The organism is Actinomadura sp. 9N215, from assembly GCF_044326345.1.
GTDB lineage: Bacteria > Actinomycetota > Actinomycetes > Streptosporangiales > Streptosporangiaceae > Spirillospora.
Map to the genome: position 1 here is coordinate 13,782 of NZ_JBIRBA010000035.1, position 15,222 is coordinate 29,003.

Sequence of the window (15,222 nt, forward strand, 5' to 3'; positions counted from 1 at the left end):
TGGTCTAGATCACACTGCGGTTGAGTATCCCACATGAACCGCATAAGCGTCCTCTCTAAATCCCCATGCCGAGGTTGACGACAAAAGGTGAACATCCAACCTCGGAACGCAATCAGGGTTCTGACCTGATCCGGCCATCAGTCGATGTTTAAATGACCTATTCGCTGCTCTAAGTAGCAGGCCAGTGACACTTCCCCGCCGAGGTCGTGTCTTAACACGCCGGCACACAGCATGAGAATGCGACTTCTAAACCGCACGTTGTACAGCGGAGTTCCAGGCCCACTGTTCCGGTCTGCGCCACGATCTTGTGAACAACTGCATTGCGACACCACACGACGCTCGGCCCCGCAGTGCGTCTATGCCTGTCACGGACATCGATCACTCGGACGAGGAGCTGGTCGCTTCGATGGGCTCGATCGGCGATTGCTTCGACAACGCGGTTATCGAGTCGTTCTGGGGGCGGATGCAGACCGAACTGCTCAACCGGCAGCGCTGGCGCACCCGCATCGAACTGGCCAATGCGATGCCGTCAGGCGGGGCGGAAGAGATCGCTTCGACGTAGGTGCGGCGGGTCTGGAGGCAGTGGAACAGGTAGCCGATCAGGCGGTTGAACAGGCGGCGGTGTGAGCGTCGCCGACGGCTCGGCGGCGGTCGTAGTGGGCTCGTGCCCCAGGTGAGGGCGGAAGGCGGCGAAGGCCCAGACGTAGCCGGCGGCGGCCAGGCGGTCGTTCTTCACCTTGCGGGTCACGATGTGCCGGGACCGGCCGCTGGCCCGGTGACCGGTGCTGACCCGGCGGAGGCTTTCAGGCTGCGGGCCTCGGCGAAGCGGGTACGGTCGTCGCCGAGCTCGGCAAGGATGCGGGGTGCCGATCAGCGGGCCGACTCCAGGGAAGCTGTTGATGATCTGGCGTCAGGGTGCTGGGTGAAGTCCTCCTCGACGGCTTCGGCCAGGTCTTGCTCGGCGGAGCAGGCGGCTTCAAGCTGGCCCAGCAATGCGGTTGGCTGGCGGCCCATGGCCTGTTCGACCAGGTCGGGCAGCCGCATGTGCTCGGCGCGGAAGATTTGCCGCAGCCGTTCGACGTCCTGCTCGACGTGGCGTATCCGTCCGGCTCGCTTGAGAGCAGCGCGCAGCTGCGCGGGTGAGTTCGGTCGCGCGGGCGTTCGGGGGTGGGAACCGGACGGGGCGGGTCATAACGTCACTTCGCGACGGGAGCGGTTCTTCCTCAAGGAGCGGGGCGGTCGGTCGCGTCGTAGGCGTGGCGGGCTGCTTCCACGTTTGCGAAATGCGTGTCGGACCATTGGGTGAGGGCGGCGAAAACCGGGCTGAGGGTGCGTCCCAGGTCGCTGATCTCGTACTCCACCCGGGGCGGGATCTCCGCGTAGTACGCGCGGGTGATGAGCCCGTCTCGTTCCAGTTGCCGGAGGCGTTGAGTAAGCACCTTCGAGGTGATGGCGGGCAGGTGACGCTGGATCTGCACGAACCGCTGCCGTCCGTGTTCCTTCAGCACCCACAGGATCGGTGTGGACCACCGGCTGAACACCAGATCCACCACGGGACTGATGGGGCACGCCTCGGTCGCATCGACAGGTCTACGCATTACCGCCTCCTTCATCACTCCCTGGGAAGTCACTTTCCTCTAGGAACCTACTAGCTCAAGGATGTTAGCTTTCCATTCGCCGGAGGATCCGGCAATAAGGAGGAACGACATCATGGCTGATCTCAACCTGCCCGCTCGTACCGGTCATCGCCCCGAGACCGGCCCGTCGGTCCCCCACGTCCAACTCAGCCAGAACAGCCCCGACCACCTGTCCGAGCGGCTCAAGCAGTGGATGGCCGACAGCCTGGACGGGGCGGTCATCCGTCCCAGCGAGGTCTCCGAGCCGGGATCGCTGGCCTTCTTTCTCAACGACACGCTTCCGCCCTCCGGGGCGGTGCTGCTGCCACCACGATTGAACGCCGAGTTCGTCCACGTGCACCCTGACGGCAGCCTGCACCTGGCCCTGTCGCAGGACGACCAGCAAGATCTCATCGCCAAGGGCTGGGGCGAGCGGCACCCGCTCTACTCCCCCACAATCAATGTGGTGATGCTCTACGGCCCGCGCACCGACAACGAACTGGAAATCACCAAGACCGTGGTCACAGCGTCCTACCACTACGCCACCGGCCACAACCTCCGCCCCCAGACGCAGACGCCCGGTGAACCGCGCGCCGCAGACCCAGCCGGGCTGAACGGCTGACACAGCGTCCTCGACATCGAGGCCCTGCGCGTTGTCCATCCTGGAATGCGAACCCTCACCGATTGGCTCACCGAATCCGGCGCGGCCGCCCTCCGCGCCCATCTCACCATGGCTGACCCCAGATGAGCCGTTGCATGACAACTGTCGGAGTCATCGCCCTGGTCCTCGCGTTTCCAACTTCGGTTGCGCAGGTCGGGACGGTCATGGGCTTTGTCGGCGGCCGCGGTCGGGGTCGTGTCTCGGCTGGCGACCGACCGACCGGCATCGGCCTCAAGCCCTGGCTGTCGTGGACGCTTAGCGCCCGAGACACCGACGACCGGCGGCAGTCCGTTCGCGTCCGACAAGATGTGCATCTTGAAACCCGGCTTACCTCGTCCACGAGGCTCGGACCTGTGTGTTCGCCCCCTTTTCGCCCGCACCTGCGCGGAGTCGAGCACAACCCGCGAGACGTCGACCAGGCTGGCCAGTCTCCGGCAGCGATCAGGTGACTTCGCCACGGGCGATGTGGACGTTCATGTCGGTGAAGTCGAGGGTGACGTTGTAGGGCTTGAAGAAGCTGTGGGCGAACCAGCCCGTCGAGTCGATCCCTGTCCCAGAGGGCCAGGGATCGTTGACCGGCATATTTGGGTTCGTTTCGCAGTAGACCTTTCTTGGCGACTGCGTCGCCGAAGCGGATCTCCGCCGGGTAGCAGGGGTAGGTGACGGCCGGGTGGCCTTGGGCACCGGTCTCGAGCAGACGGTCGTAGTCGGTGCGAACCCCCAACATCTTGGGCACCTCCCTGGGCACGCCCGCTACGGCCTCGCCGCCTCCGCCGAGGTTCACGCCCACCACTCGCGGGCCGGAGTCGGCAATGCTGCCCAGGCTGTGCACATAGTGATCCCGGGCCAGCCACATCGGCAGGGGCTTGGCGCCCGCCCGGGCGGCGACGCGTACCTTCCTGGCCGCTCCGGGGGGCGGACGGCGCAGGATCAGCTCCCGGCCCTTGTAGTCGAAGGTGGTCAGCAGGTGGTAGAAGACCCAGGTGCCGAGCATGCCGTCGTTCTTGGAGGGCGCATCGTCGCCCGACAGGGCAAGGAACGTGGGGCTTGGCTCAGCTCGGGATCGTCGCCCTGGCCGCGTCGTGGGTTTACCTGGCGGTGCCGGGCCGCCAGCACAGGTCCGGCGGCGCGCCGTCCTTGAAGTAGTCCACATCGAGCATGGAGGCCCACCCGGGCCGCCAGGCCGCGTCGCGTCGCGCCATCTCCTCGCGCAGCCTGTCCAGCGGTTCGTGCACGTAGAAGCCCGTCCAGAACGCGGGGCGATGGTCGTAGGCGCGCTCGACGTTCACCTCACCAAGGGGTGCGTGGACCTGCACGTACAGCCAGCGTCCCGACCGGTCGTCGCCTTCATCCTCCCGCCACGCGTTGAGCAGCTCGGAGAATTTCTCGTCGAGCCAGTCCGTGCCGTTGGCGTGGCGCAGGGCGAACGGGTGCCGCGGGTGCCCGATGAAGGCCGCCCTGACCTCCTCGTGCCCGTTGGCTCGCATCCACTCGACCACGTCGTTCAGGACGTCACCGGCGGCGGGTGGCGGCCGTTCCGCCTCCCGCGCGGCGCTCATGGCGGCCCCGACGATGTTCCTGGCCTGCGCCGGCTCGATGATGAACACGCGGCGCCCCGGAGGCTCGCCGTTTCCCGCCGGGAGCTCGGGTCGATCAGAGCCCGGCCTCACCCCGATCTTCTCCGCTACCGCCAGGGCGCCGTCGATGTCGAAGATTCCCTCCGTGCCGTCAAGGCCGAACTCCTCGGCCACGGTCTCAGCGTCCAGCGGGCTGATCAACGCCTCGATCACGGCCCGATCCACCGTACGTGCGCGGCATGCGCTTACCAGCGCGTAGTACGCGGTGACCGCGTCGCTGTAGTCCTCGGCCAGGTACCAGTACGAATCCTCGACATCGTGGGACCCGCCTGCGGCCCCGTCGTTCATGCCCTCTGGATAGGGGGTCCGCGCCCAGGACTCCCCGTCCCACCAATACACGAACGCCAGGATCTCGGCATCACGGATCGTCTTGTCGAGCCATTCCCACGGCAGCCACCCGGGCCCGCCCGCGAGCAGATCGATGGGCAGTACCTGCGCACGGGTCTGACTGCCGTCGTTGTCGTAGCCGTACACGACCGCCCGGCCGCCCCCGATCCACGACATCCCCCACCAGCCGTTACCGACGTCCCCGCTCCGCAGCCCACCGTCCACCAACCCGAACCCCATCGGTTCCATGGCCGGGATGAGCGCCGGCAGCACGGCCAATGCCGCCGCCTCCGCCCACAAATCATCGGCGTCGGGCAGTGTGATCTCGTCCGTCATGAAACCGTTCCGGGATGCAGGCTGGGTCGGTACCGTACGTTTACGACCGACATGGGGTCGACTTCGCCGACCTAGTGTAGGCAGATCGGGTCATTGCCGAGGTTGTCATAGAGCGTAGTTCCCGCTCTGGGACTGGGCCGAGCTGGGACTCGGGCGTTAGGTCGCGGCGTCGAGAACTCCGTGATCTTTGCGGTGCGGGCCAACCGCGGGCCAACCGGAATCTGCCCGACGGGGTCGGGACGGTGTTGCGGGTGATCGGCGCTCCAGGTCCATGCGGTCTACGTGCGGTGTCACGGCCGGTGGTGCCAGGCGTTTCACGCCCGCCCTGGGCACGTCATCGGCCGGTGGTGTCCTCGGCTTCCCAGCGCAGCAGGTCGCCTGGCTGGCATTTGAACACCTCGCAGAGCGCGGCGAGGGTCGTGAAGCGCACGGCCTTGGCGCGGCCGTTCTTGAGTACCGCCAGGTTGGCGGGCGTGATCCCTACGCGGTCGGCGAGCTCGCCTACGGACATCTTTCGTTTGGCCAGCATCACGTCGATGTCGACGGCGATCGGCATCAGATCACCTCGTCCAGCTCGGCCTGCATCTGCGCCGCTTCGACGTCGCGCGCGACGGCCTGGGCGAGCAGCATCCGCAGCACGAGCACCAGGAGCGCGCCGCCCAGGATGGCCACGCCGACCCCGCCCATGATGACGGTGACGCCCGGGTCGTCGCGCTGGTCGGGCGCGTTGAGGGCCGTGACCGTGAACCACACCAGGGCGGCCGCCACTATCGCGCCGATGATGACGTCGACGTATCGGAAGGCGGCGTGGGAGAACACGGTTCCGCGTCGCACCATCGTCACCAGCCGCCATATGCAGACCAGGGTGACCTGGACCGTCCCGAGGCCGAGGATCGTGGTCACGCGCAGCGGGGTCAGCGGGAGTGACCCGTCCTCGGGGTCGTTCCCGCTGACCAGCGTCCACAGCATAAGTGCCTGGACGAACATGGTGCCGGTGAGTACCACCGCGAGCACGGCGCGCAGTGCGCGCACTGCCAGCTTTCCCATGGCCGACCCTTCCATCGAGTTTCGATGGCAATCTATCGAATTTCGATAGGTGAGGCAAGGGTTGGGACGGAGGGTGGGCAGCGGTTTCGCATCGTGGCGGGGAGGCCGCCACCTCCCCTGGCATGGCGGTTGCGCGAACCGTTTTGATCTTGTCGAAGTCGCCTCGCTGGAGCACAAATCGGACGCCACCCGACTACGCCGGAGCCCTGGCGTTGAACCTAGGCCGAAGGTCATGCGTCCCCTGGGCTAGGTCGGGTCTTGGATGGAATCGCGCCAGGCGTCCAAGATCTGTTCCGCCGTCGACATGCCGGTATCAGGCACGTCGTCCGCGGCCATGAGACTTTCGTACACCTCGAACATTGCGGTGGTCGTGGCGACGATGCTGACCGTGTCCCGTTCGCGCTGGTCGCCGGGCAGAACCGACACTGCCTCGATGGCGTCGATGGTCAGGTCGTTGGCGTGGACGGTGTCGGCCCGTTCCAGCAGGCCCCACGGGTCGGCTAGGCCAAGGATGTGACCGGCGCGGGCCATGACGGTATGCACCTCGGTTTGCCAGCTGGCCCGGCCGAACGGTTTGACCGGTGAGAAGAACTCGCCTTCGCGCCACACAGTGACCAGCAGCTTCTTGAGATATTCACCGATGGTGGCGGCGTCGGCGCTATTGGAGGGCATAGGGGTGTCCAGAAGCTGCTTCGGCGTGGGTGTTGGCACGGGTTGCTCCGTTTCCTGTGGCGCGGGTTCGGCGGGCACGGTAGGGCAGCGTCACGGGACGGGCTGAGCCAGCCGGTCCCGTGCCGCCAGGCGTCGGCTACCTCTCGTCGGACGTGGGTGATGCGTTGCCGGACACGGGCAGGGTGGTGGTGGCCGGGGCGTCGTCCTCGCGGTCGGGGTCGAGCGATTTGGGGTTGGCCGGGTCGGTCAGGAACGCGGCGATGAGCTCAGCGGGCGCGGCCGAGGAGAAGGTGGCCTCCCACACGATCTGGTGCAGGTCCTCGTAGGTACGGATCACCCACAGCTTTTCGTTCGGGGCGTGATCATTGCCCTCGGGCAGGAACGCCACGAGCACGCGGCGTTCCTGCGGGAACGCGTACGCGTTCGCCTTCCGGTCGTTGGTGATGGTCCATCCCGCGCGCGCCAAGACGTTGAGTGCGGTGACGGGCGATCCCGGCCCGGCCAGCGGCCGTGTGGGATGTGGTGGTCATCGTGGTGGGGTGCCGGTGACCGACGGGCGTTGCTGCCCGAGCTGTGGGGAGCGTCTGCCAGGGCGGATGCGGCGGGACGCGCGGTTTTGCTCTGATGGGTGCCGGGCGCGGATCGGTGGTTGCGGTTGAGGACGCGGGCCCGGGTGGAGGCGATCCAGGACCCCTCACCGGAACGGGTGAATGCTTGTCCGGAGTGCGGGCGGTCGTGGCTGGAGGGCGTGGAGCATCAGGCCGGGACGATCTTCTGCAGCCCGCGCTGCCGGACTCAGGCGTGGCGGCACCGCAGAGTCGACTGGAGTTACCAAAAGAGGCCGCCGCTGCGGGTAAGCCGACCGCGGAGTTGCATGACCTCCCAGATCAGAAGTGCCCTTCCGGGGCGGTCTCGAACGTCCATCACCCTGACGGGCTCTTGCCGTGCCATGGGTGTTGCGGCGACCTTCGGGATGCGCGGGTGACCCCGCGCGCAGATCCCGTCCGAAGAGTTCCCAAGCGATGCCCTTATGCAGGGCCCTGCACAGCGTTCTGCGCGGTATGGCGGAAAGAATGAAAAAGGTCGCCACGGGACTGGTCGCACTGACCGCCGGTCTCGGTCTGGTCGCCGCCGCAGTTTCGGCCTCGGCGGCCGGCGGAGGACCGCTGCCATTGCCGGTCTTCGCCGACATCGTCGTCGACGACGCCCACAAACGGGTGTTCATCACCGGCGGCGCCTCGACCAACGCGGTCGTCGTCGCCGACTACTCCGGCCACGTCCGCAAGACGATCGACGGCCGGCACGGCGCCAGCGGCATGGTGCCGTCGGCCGACGGCAAGACGCTGTACGTCGCGCTGGCCGCCGGCGACGCGATCTCCGCCATCGACACCAAGACCCTCAAGGAGACCGCCCGCCAGTCGCTTGCCGGTTAACAGCGGGGCGGCGTCGGAAAATTTGAAACCGTCGTTGAACGATTCGCGCGCCGGCCGGGACGACATCGTGGAGAGCGACTTCGCCCTTCCGCTGTCCTTCCAGTTCCCCGGGACGCCAGGTCGTCCATTTAAAGGTCCGCGATTCGGAGCACGTGCGGCGAAAGACCATCGACACCCCCGGCGAGGAGATGCAGCCCCCGATGGCCGGTCGGAGATCGTCCTGCCTGTCTTCTCGCTGAACCAAGGCGCGGGTTTCAAGCTGCTGGTCCTGTTCAAAGAGCTGGCCTCGAGGTACGGCGCGTCCTACGACCGCAATTACCAGATCATCGACGGCGGCACTGTGCCGGGGCAGTGAGATCCAGCAGCGCAGACCCCACAACTGTCGCTACTGGTTCAAGGTGATTGCGGTGGGTGCCGTTCTACTCCTGCTGTTCGGTCTCACCGGTGGGATCTATCTGGCCAACCGGGCCATCACCCCCGATCCCATATGCGCGATCGGGGCGCTGACCGTCCAGGGCTCGACCGCCTTCGCCTCGATCGCCCACAACGTGGCCAACGAATACGAGAACGCCTGCTCCGGCGCGTCGATCACAATCGCCGCTGTAGGGAGCGGCCCCGGTCTGGACGACCTGCGCCGCCACCCGGACCGTCCTGGGCACCCGGAATACCGACTTTCCGGCCTCGGCCGCATGCCCGACCGATCCTCAGAGCGCACCGGTGGCCTGCACGGTGAACACGACCATGGACCTGCTCACCTACATCGACCGCACCCCGAACGCCATCGGATACGCCGAAACCGACGCGCTCACCTACTTCCCGAAAGTGAGAACCCTCAACGTCGACGGCAACGCTGTCACCCGCTCGGCAACACTGAACGGCCCCTATCATTTCGTCGCGACCGAGTACCTCTACGCCGCAGGACAGCCGCGCGGCCTGACTTTGAGTACCTCGCATTCCTGACCAGCGACCCGATGACCGCACGGCTGCGCGACCACACCTACGTCGGCTGTTCGGAACGTCCGGCACGGCCCTCGCCCGCACGGCCCTAGTCGGCACGGCCCTAGCCGGACAATGCACCTGACCGTGCTCAATAGCGCGGCCGCTGATGCCCCTCTTGGGTGCGGTTGGGTAGGCGGACGTCGGCGATGGTGTCGAGTCTGGTGCCGGTGGACAGCCACGCGCGCAGGTCGGAGCGTTTGATCTCCCGGGACGGGGTGTAGGTGAGTGTGCGGACGAAGACCAGTCGGCTGAGGCGGGCCCAGTCGCCGATGCGTTCGTCCACCAGGCCGCACACAGTGGTGCGCCAGGTCCAACACGCCTCCCCTTCTCAAGGTTGCCGGACGGTCGCCCCGCCCGGTGATGGCGGCCGTGGAATGAACGCGACGTTCCGGTACCAGAGCCGCCACGGCGTCGTGTGTCTGGTCCAAGAGGCGGGGCCCGGAGTCCACCAGGGGCCCTCTCTCCCCAACTTGCGCTGCGTTTCGGCGACCAGCTCGTCGGTGTCGCCCGCAAGTTCGTAGACGACGAGGTAGAACGGGCAGCCGGGATCCGGATGCTCGAGTGTGCGCCGCACCTTGTACCTGGTCCCGCGACTGAAGCCGGCGTTGGCCACTGCCTCGGGCATATGCGTGTTGGTGTAGAAGGCGTCGAACTCGGCCAGTCCGTCGCCGATGTCGGCGGGCGGGTCGATCCCGATGATGTAGATCATGTCCGGGGTGCCCGTCGAGGGCGCGGTCTCCGCGACCTTCTCGTAGACGACCCGCCATCGATGGGTGAGCAACTCCGGCCAGAGCGGCGGGTCGGCCGAGTAGTGGGGACGGGGGCTCTCGTCAGCGGTCGTCGCGGCGAGGTACTCGGTGACCGCCTGCTCGTCCTCGACCTCGTAGGCCGCCAGGTACCCTCCGCCGAAGTCACCCCGCGGGTCTGGCCGGTGGAGGGCATAGCGGTGCGCGGCGGCGAAGCCCGGATATCTGTCGAGGACCTCGGGGATGTGCGTCTCGTCGTAGAACCGGTTGAAGCGCGCGACGTCCGCCGGGTCCGAGCTGCGGAAGTCGAGCGAGATCCAGTACAGGAACTCGCTTGAGAAGGGTGTCGCGATCATTGCGCTCCGTTCGTGTGCACGGCCCGGCGGTAGGTCGCCGCCGGGATCCTCGTGCGGGACGAGCGGTTCGCTCGCGTGCGTACTCATGCGACGGCCTCCAGGGGCTCAACGGCGAACTTGAGGATGCACCGGGACCGGGACTTCAGGTAGTCCTCGCGGGTGAACTCGTCCTGGAAGACGGCGACCGGGTTGAGCGCGGCATGCCGGCGGTTGTTGATCGCCAGCGGCGCCGGCGCGTCCTCGCCCGCGCCGTACATCTCCCGGTAGCGCTGGTACATCAGGCCGACGTAGGCGCCGGCCGCCGGGGCGTAGGCGTCCGTGGCCGATCCGTGGCGGCGTAGAGCGCGCGGAAGTCCGTTTGCCCGAAGCCTTGCCCTACGCCCACGATCGCGATGTCAGCCGACTCGCTCCGCATGCGTCCCCTCCGGTCGCTCATGCCCCTGCAACTCGTCCTTCTTCCAGCTTCGCGATGGCAGCCAGCGCCGCCTCCTTCGCGGCCGCAACGTGGTACCGGGCGAGCTGGGCGGCGCGGTCGGCGTCGCGGTCGGTGATCGCCGCGACGAGGTCGCGGTACTCCTGCTCGGACTGCTCCCGCCGTCCCGGAATGCTGAGCGACAACCGGCGCAGCGCGTGGATGCGCGCGTGCAACGGCGCGAGAGTGGACGTCAGCAGGGCGTTCCTCGCCCCCGCCAGCAACAACTCGTCGAAATGGTAGATCGAGGAGAGCTGGTCCTCATCATCGCTCTTGCCCGGCCGGGTGAGTTTGACCAGCTCCAGGACCTCGCTGTCGGTGGCGCGCTGGACGAACAGCGATGCGGCCTCGGACTCCAGCGCCGCCCGCACCTCATACAGCTGCCGGACGTCGTCGCTGCCCAGCACCGCCACTCGCACGCCCTTGCGGCCCGAGGTCTCAACGAGGCCCAGCGCTTGCAGGTGCAGGACCGCCTCGCGGATGGAGGTACGGCTCACGCCGGTGAGCTCCATGAGCTCGCGTTCGGTGAGCCGGCGCCCGGGCGCCAGCGTGCCTTCGAGGATGGCCTGCCGGACCCTGCGCACGACGAGCTGCGGCACGGTCTCCGCAGGGCGGTCGATCCGCAGGTCCGGTCCGGGCTCTGACATGCCTTCTCCTCGTTTTTGTATGACGTAAGTTAGTCATACGCCAATGTCAAGGTCAACCTCCAACGGGTGTATCACACGGTAGTTGTGTGACGTAATCAATGTTCATAAGCGACACTGCGACCCTCTCAGCAGACCCTGTCCGGTTTCGATATTGACGCGGCATAGTACGTCTGCTTTCGTACGTCATACAAACTAGCCAGACCTGGCCGGACAGAACGACCTTCTGTTCGCGCACGTTCGCGGAGCACGGCACCCACGGACGCCCACCGGCCTCGTTCCGGGCAAGAGCTCCGATCCCACCCGCACCAGCGTCTTTCTTAGGAGGAAGGATGTTGAGTCGAATGGTCGGCAAGGGACACAGGAGACATCCCCGGATGCTCGCGCCAATGGTGGCCTCCGCCATGGCCGTCGGCCTCGTGGCCGCATGCTCGTCAGGATCGTCGTCGGACGGAGGAGGGGGCTCGTCCGGCGGCATGCTGCGCGTCGGCGTGGTCGCCAGCACGATCTCCACTCTCGGCGCCTATTCCAACCTGCGGTCGCAGGACTTCTACGTACGCAACGCCGCGATGTTCGAGCCGCTCGCCCACCGCACCAAGGACGGCGGCTACCAGTGGGCGCTCGCCACCGGCATCACGCACAACAAGGACAACACCGAATGGACGGTCAAGCTCCGTCCGAACGTCAAGTTCCACGACGGAAGCGCGTTCAGCGCGGACGACGTCATCGCGGTCTTCCAGCGCGTCCTCGACAAGAAGAACGCGCTCATCGAGCGCAACTACATCGACTTCATCGACCCGAAGGGCATCGAGAAGGTCGACGACCTGACGGTGAAGTTCAAGATGCCCAAACCGTTCGGGGCGTTCCAGTTCGCCGTCACCAACAGCAACATCATCTTCGACAGGAAGGGCTCCAAGCCCGAGCAGGCGATCGGGACGGGTCCGTTCATGCTCTCCAAGTTCACCCCCGGGCGGGAAACGGAAGTCAAGAGGTTCGACGGCTACTGGGGGCCGAAGGCCAAGCTCGACAAAGTCAGGGTCATCAGCTTCAAGAGCGTGGAAGCTTCGACCAACGCGCTGATCGGCCGGCAGATCGACGCGAGCACCAACATCCTCCAGACCTCGCTGCCGACCATCGAGAAGACACCGGGCCTGAAGGTCATGAAGAGCGACAACGTCCTGAAGGTCAGCATCAACATGCGCGTCGACAAGCCGCCCTTCACCGACGTGCGCGTCCGGCAGGCGATGCAACTGATCATGAACCGCAAGCTCGCGCTCACCAACGCCTTCGACGGCCTCGGAGTGCTGGCGAACGACCACATGGGCATCGACTCCTGCCTCCCGAACGTCCCCCAGCGGGAACAGAACCTTCCCCAGGCCAAGAAGCTGCTCGCGGCAGCGGGCAAGTCGGACCTCACCATCGACCTGGAGACCGCCGCGAACAAGCCCGGCATGCTCCAGCTGGTCCAGATCCTGGCCGAGGAGGCCAAGAAGATCGGCGTGACCATCAATGTGAAGAAGATGGAGCTGGGCGCCTATCTCGAGAAGTGGGGCCAGCGGACGTTCTACACCGGCTACGACACGCGTCTCTACATGGAGGCCGTGGACGAAACGACCAGCACGGACGACGCCTTCAACCACCAGCACTGGCACGACCCGGAATTCGAATCTCTGGCCAAGAAGCTCTACGCCACGTCCGACGCACAGGAGCAGTGCGAGATCCAGAAGCGGATGAAGAAGATCGAGTACGAGCGGGGCGGGAGCATCCTCGCCGCGTCGAACCCCGCGGTGAGCGTGTACTCCTCGAAGGTGCACGGCCTCGTCCCGGACTTCCCCTCGGGGAACCTGTACGACTTCGGCAAGGTCACCATCGACCAGTGAGCCGGTAGGACGGCGACCCGCGAACGGGAGCCGCCTTCCTCCGCCCTGAACGGACGAGAGGGCATCCCCGCGTTCCGGCAGCACGGAGTCGTGGCTGGGGGTGTCCGCCCTGAGCGTCGGTCAGACCGAACAGTCATGGGCGGACACCCTGGCCGCCAACGACGACGGAACACGTTGAACGGGATTGCCACGATGCGCCACCAATCGGACCCTCGCCGTGACACCCTCAGGGGCAGCTCGACGAGAATCCAAAGAATGTGCTTCGCACTTGCTCGCGGGTTCGCGGGTTCGCGGGTTAAGCCCAGTGCATGGCCTATACGCCCCAAGCCCCAGCGGGACGGCCGAGCAGGCCCGGGCCGAGCAAGGGCCGCTGCCGTGATTTCTCGGTGGCCGGAGATCGCTCGTGGGTTCAGGCGGCGGGGGTGTGAGCAGGTCGCGGTGCGCCACACCGTCCTTCATCACGAAGACCACGTTGTCCGGGTTCTCGAACGGGGACGGCTGCTCGAGCGGGTCCACCACCCGTGACCTGCACAAACACAGAAAATGCCCGGTTCGCCGAGCGCACGGCATGCCCCACTTCGTCCCCCGCGGTTGCTCGATGCCTGCTCGGCGGCTCGATCCGGGCTCGAGCTGGGCGCAATTCGTCCGGTCTTCGGCCATCGGGTTCACTTGCCCTGATAGCACGTCCGGACGGCGGCCCCCGCACTGGTTCTCAGTCCCACCGTTCCCCGGTGGCATGGTCGATGGCTCTGCCGACTGCCGGCGGCAGAGGTATCAACACCATCCGGGTGCCCTTGCCAACGACGCGCAGGTCCCCGTGGCCATGTTCCTCGCCCAGGTCATCGATGTAGGCGCTGCTGGCCTCGAAGATCCGCAACCCAAGCAGGCGCGGGCATGGCCACCGGCGCGAAGCCGTTGCGCTTGGCCCAGGCGCGCGCGGCTGACAGCAAGGCCTTGCATTGCAGATGGGATATCCCGAGCGTGGGCGATTCGGGTGAGACGTTGAGGCGGCGGACGTCGTCGGCGGGCGAGTGCTCGATGATCCCGTCGATCACGCAGGTCCGGTAGAAGCCGGCTACCACTGACAGCCGTCGTGACACCGGAGCGGGCCGGAACCGGCGGACCTTCTGTAGCCACCGCACGTACATCTCCACGTGGGCGCGCTGCATCGTTAAGGGTCCAGGTGCCGTTCGGCGCACCGGCCAGATGGATCCGACATCTGCCCGGATCAATACCACCCACCACGCGGTAGAAGGATGTCCGGCCGGTGATGATCGGTCGTCTGCCCTTGCATCGCGGCTGGGTATGGAGCCCCCTGGAGGGGACGTCCTGCCGGCCCATCTGCAGAGGTGCAATACGAATTGCCATGAAGTGGATCCGAACGGCCCGGCAGCCTGGAACACTGCCCCCCAGGGCAGACGAGGGGATGACCTTTGGACGTCAAGATCTTACTTCTTATTTCTGTACCGATTGTGGGCGGGATACTTGGGGCGGTACGTCAATTCGTACTCTACCCATGTCGCACGGTCGAGTGGAAGTACACCTTCGGCCTTGAATACCGTGACAAGAGGCGGGCTGTGCGCAGCGCTCGCAAACGGAGACAGAGAGTCGAGAGCGAGAACCGCAAGCGGGTGGCGGCAGCAGAGCGCAACGTTGAGGCCATCAGGGCAAACGGCCGGGAACGCGTCCGAGAACTGAGCGGGAAACGGGAGGAGCTTCTGCGGTGGACGCGAGGCAGGCCTGTGGGAGATCCCTTGGGACGGCTGTGGCTGCATGAGCACGCTCTCCTGATTGCAAAGAAGGCGTCCGAAGAGCAGGAGTCACCCGACCTGATGTGGTTGGCTGGCCTTAGGGTCGACATCAAATTTGCTACGGATAACAACTTTATCAAGCTGATAGATCGCAACAAACGCAGGTGCTCCATACCGTACCCTCGCAGCAACATTTTCTCGGAGGAGAAGGTCCAAGAATTCGTCGACCGGATCCATAACCAGGTACAGGAGGACAACGACTTCCGTAGGGATCAGCAGCACCGAGCGGCCGAGATCGCCTCCGAGATCGAGCGGTTCAAGACCGAGACCGCGGCGAACGAGACCGCGGCCAGCAGCAAGCTTGCCGAGGTGACCAAGGAGCGGGATGCGGCCGCACGAGAAGTTGACGCTGCCTGGAAGGAAGCGTGCGACACCTGGCAGGAGCTGACCGGTCGTCGACCGCGGTCGTGGTGGCGGTGGTAGGCGATCAAGACTGTGAGGCGCCTGCGCAACGCAACGTCCGCTCATCCGCAGAAGAGTGACTTCGGTCGGCGACGTCTACACGATCTATCCGGGCAAGCGATACCAGGACTGACTGGTGGCCGACCCGACGGCTTGAGCGTGCAGTCGCCCCCATCCCATCCG

The 15,222-nt window shown here is 66.1% G+C and carries 20 protein-coding genes and 1 pseudogene; 8 read left to right on the forward strand and 13 right to left on the reverse strand.

Going from position 1 to position 15,222, the window contains the following annotated elements:
• Nucleotides 1-394 precede the first annotated feature (394 nt).
• Nucleotides 395-526, forward strand: a pseudogene (locus ACH34T_RS38600) (IS3 family transposase); the annotation flags it as partial.
• 389 nt (nucleotides 527-915) lie between these two features.
• Nucleotides 916-1,143 (forward strand): hypothetical protein, encoded by a 228-nt coding sequence (locus tag ACH34T_RS38605; protein ID WP_396025946.1) that lies wholly within the window; start codon nucleotides 916-918, stop codon nucleotides 1,141-1,143.
• Between the two features lie 80 nt (nucleotides 1,144-1,223).
• Here ACH34T_RS38605 and ACH34T_RS38610 read toward each other — a convergent pair whose 3' ends face one another.
• Nucleotides 1,224-1,598, reverse strand: a complete 375-nt coding sequence (locus tag ACH34T_RS38610) for a winged helix-turn-helix transcriptional regulator (protein ID WP_396025947.1) — start codon at nucleotides 1,596-1,598, stop codon at nucleotides 1,224-1,226.
• Between the two features lie 112 nt (nucleotides 1,599-1,710).
• Here ACH34T_RS38610 and ACH34T_RS38615 point away from each other — a divergent pair, with 112 nt between their 5' ends.
• Complete coding sequence (locus ACH34T_RS38615) at nucleotides 1,711-2,238, forward strand: luciferase family protein (protein WP_396025948.1); 528 nt, start codon at nucleotides 1,711-1,713, stop codon at nucleotides 2,236-2,238.
• 480 nt (nucleotides 2,239-2,718) lie between these two features.
• Here ACH34T_RS38615 and ACH34T_RS38620 read toward each other — a convergent pair whose 3' ends face one another.
• From ACH34T_RS38620 to ACH34T_RS38645, 6 genes are all read right to left on the reverse strand, one after another.
• A complete protein-coding gene (locus ACH34T_RS38620) occupies nucleotides 2,719-2,859 on the reverse strand; it encodes a hypothetical protein (RefSeq protein WP_396025949.1) in 141 nt (46 codons plus the stop codon).
• 506 nt (nucleotides 2,860-3,365) lie between these two features.
• Complete coding sequence (locus ACH34T_RS38625; RefSeq protein ID WP_396025950.1) at nucleotides 3,366-4,577, reverse strand: hypothetical protein; 1,212 nt, start codon at nucleotides 4,575-4,577, stop codon at nucleotides 3,366-3,368.
• 334 nt (nucleotides 4,578-4,911) lie between these two features.
• Nucleotides 4,912-5,133: a helix-turn-helix domain-containing protein gene (locus tag ACH34T_RS38630; protein ID WP_396025951.1), complete on the reverse strand. Its 222-nt coding sequence runs from the start codon at nucleotides 5,131-5,133 to the stop codon at nucleotides 4,912-4,914.
• Complete coding sequence (locus tag ACH34T_RS38635; protein WP_396025952.1) at nucleotides 5,133-5,624, reverse strand: DUF2975 domain-containing protein; 492 nt, start codon at nucleotides 5,622-5,624, stop codon at nucleotides 5,133-5,135. Before ACH34T_RS38635 ends, ACH34T_RS38630 begins: the two co-directional genes overlap by 1 nt.
• A 246-nt stretch (nucleotides 5,625-5,870) precedes the next feature.
• Nucleotides 5,871-6,335, reverse strand: coding sequence for a hypothetical protein (locus ACH34T_RS38640; protein ID WP_396025953.1), 465 nt, complete (start codon nucleotides 6,333-6,335; stop codon nucleotides 5,871-5,873).
• Nucleotides 6,336-6,432: 97 nt separating this feature from the next.
• Complete coding sequence (locus tag ACH34T_RS38645; RefSeq protein WP_396025954.1) at nucleotides 6,433-6,762, reverse strand: DUF317 domain-containing protein; 330 nt, start codon at nucleotides 6,760-6,762, stop codon at nucleotides 6,433-6,435.
• A 607-nt stretch (nucleotides 6,763-7,369) separates the two neighbouring features.
• On the opposite strand from ACH34T_RS38645, the gene ACH34T_RS38650 reads away from it, so the two are divergent.
• Both ACH34T_RS38650 and ACH34T_RS38655 read left to right on the forward strand, forming a co-directional pair.
• Nucleotides 7,370-7,729 (forward strand): YncE family protein, encoded by a 360-nt coding sequence (locus tag ACH34T_RS38650; RefSeq protein ID WP_396025955.1) that lies wholly within the window; start codon nucleotides 7,370-7,372, stop codon nucleotides 7,727-7,729.
• Nucleotides 7,730-7,763: 34 nt separating this feature from the next.
• Nucleotides 7,764-8,084 (forward strand): hypothetical protein, encoded by a 321-nt coding sequence (locus tag ACH34T_RS38655; RefSeq protein ID WP_396025956.1) that lies wholly within the window; start codon nucleotides 7,764-7,766, stop codon nucleotides 8,082-8,084.
• 96 nt (nucleotides 8,085-8,180) lie between these two features.
• On the opposite strand, the gene ACH34T_RS38660 is transcribed toward ACH34T_RS38655, so the two are convergent.
• On the reverse strand, nucleotides 8,181-8,321 hold the full coding sequence (locus ACH34T_RS38660) for a hypothetical protein (protein WP_396025957.1): 141 nt from the start codon (nucleotides 8,319-8,321) through the stop codon (nucleotides 8,181-8,183).
• A gap of 149 nt (nucleotides 8,322-8,470) precedes the next feature.
• Here ACH34T_RS38660 and ACH34T_RS38665 point away from each other — a divergent pair, with 149 nt between their 5' ends.
• Entirely contained in the window at nucleotides 8,471-8,689 is a 219-nt protein-coding gene (locus tag ACH34T_RS38665; RefSeq protein WP_396025958.1) for a hypothetical protein, read from the forward strand.
• A 127-nt stretch (nucleotides 8,690-8,816) separates the two neighbouring features.
• Here ACH34T_RS38665 and ACH34T_RS38670 read toward each other — a convergent pair whose 3' ends face one another.
• The 4 genes from ACH34T_RS38670 to ACH34T_RS38685 all read right to left on the reverse strand — a co-directional run bounded on the left by ACH34T_RS38670 (nucleotide 8,817) and on the right by ACH34T_RS38685 (nucleotide 10,949).
• Nucleotides 8,817-9,011, reverse strand: a complete 195-nt coding sequence (locus ACH34T_RS38670; RefSeq protein ID WP_396025959.1) for a hypothetical protein — start codon at nucleotides 9,009-9,011, stop codon at nucleotides 8,817-8,819.
• A gap of 45 nt (nucleotides 9,012-9,056) precedes the next feature.
• On the reverse strand, nucleotides 9,057-9,830 hold the full coding sequence (locus ACH34T_RS38675) for a hypothetical protein (RefSeq protein WP_396025960.1): 774 nt from the start codon (nucleotides 9,828-9,830) through the stop codon (nucleotides 9,057-9,059).
• A gap of 83 nt (nucleotides 9,831-9,913) precedes the next feature.
• Nucleotides 9,914-10,108, reverse strand: coding sequence for a hypothetical protein (locus tag ACH34T_RS38680; RefSeq protein ID WP_396025961.1), 195 nt, complete (start codon nucleotides 10,106-10,108; stop codon nucleotides 9,914-9,916).
• A gap of 154 nt (nucleotides 10,109-10,262) precedes the next feature.
• On the reverse strand, nucleotides 10,263-10,949 hold the full coding sequence (locus tag ACH34T_RS38685) for a GntR family transcriptional regulator (protein WP_396025962.1): 687 nt from the start codon (nucleotides 10,947-10,949) through the stop codon (nucleotides 10,263-10,265).
• A gap of 386 nt (nucleotides 10,950-11,335) precedes the next feature.
• Between ACH34T_RS38685 and ACH34T_RS38690 the strand changes: the two genes are divergently transcribed.
• Nucleotides 11,336-12,826: an ABC transporter substrate-binding protein gene (locus ACH34T_RS38690; protein ID WP_396025963.1), complete on the forward strand. Its 1,491-nt coding sequence runs from the start codon at nucleotides 11,336-11,338 to the stop codon at nucleotides 12,824-12,826.
• Nucleotides 12,827-13,665: 839 nt separating this feature from the next.
• On the opposite strand, the gene ACH34T_RS38695 is transcribed toward ACH34T_RS38690, so the two are convergent.
• Nucleotides 13,666-13,881 (reverse strand): hypothetical protein, encoded by a 216-nt coding sequence (locus ACH34T_RS38695; protein ID WP_396025964.1) that lies wholly within the window; start codon nucleotides 13,879-13,881, stop codon nucleotides 13,666-13,668.
• A 378-nt stretch (nucleotides 13,882-14,259) separates the two neighbouring features.
• Here ACH34T_RS38695 and ACH34T_RS38700 point away from each other — a divergent pair, with 378 nt between their 5' ends.
• Entirely contained in the window at nucleotides 14,260-15,060 is an 801-nt protein-coding gene (locus ACH34T_RS38700) for a hypothetical protein (protein ID WP_396025965.1), read from the forward strand.
• The last annotated feature ends 162 nt before the right edge of the window (nucleotides 15,061-15,222 follow it).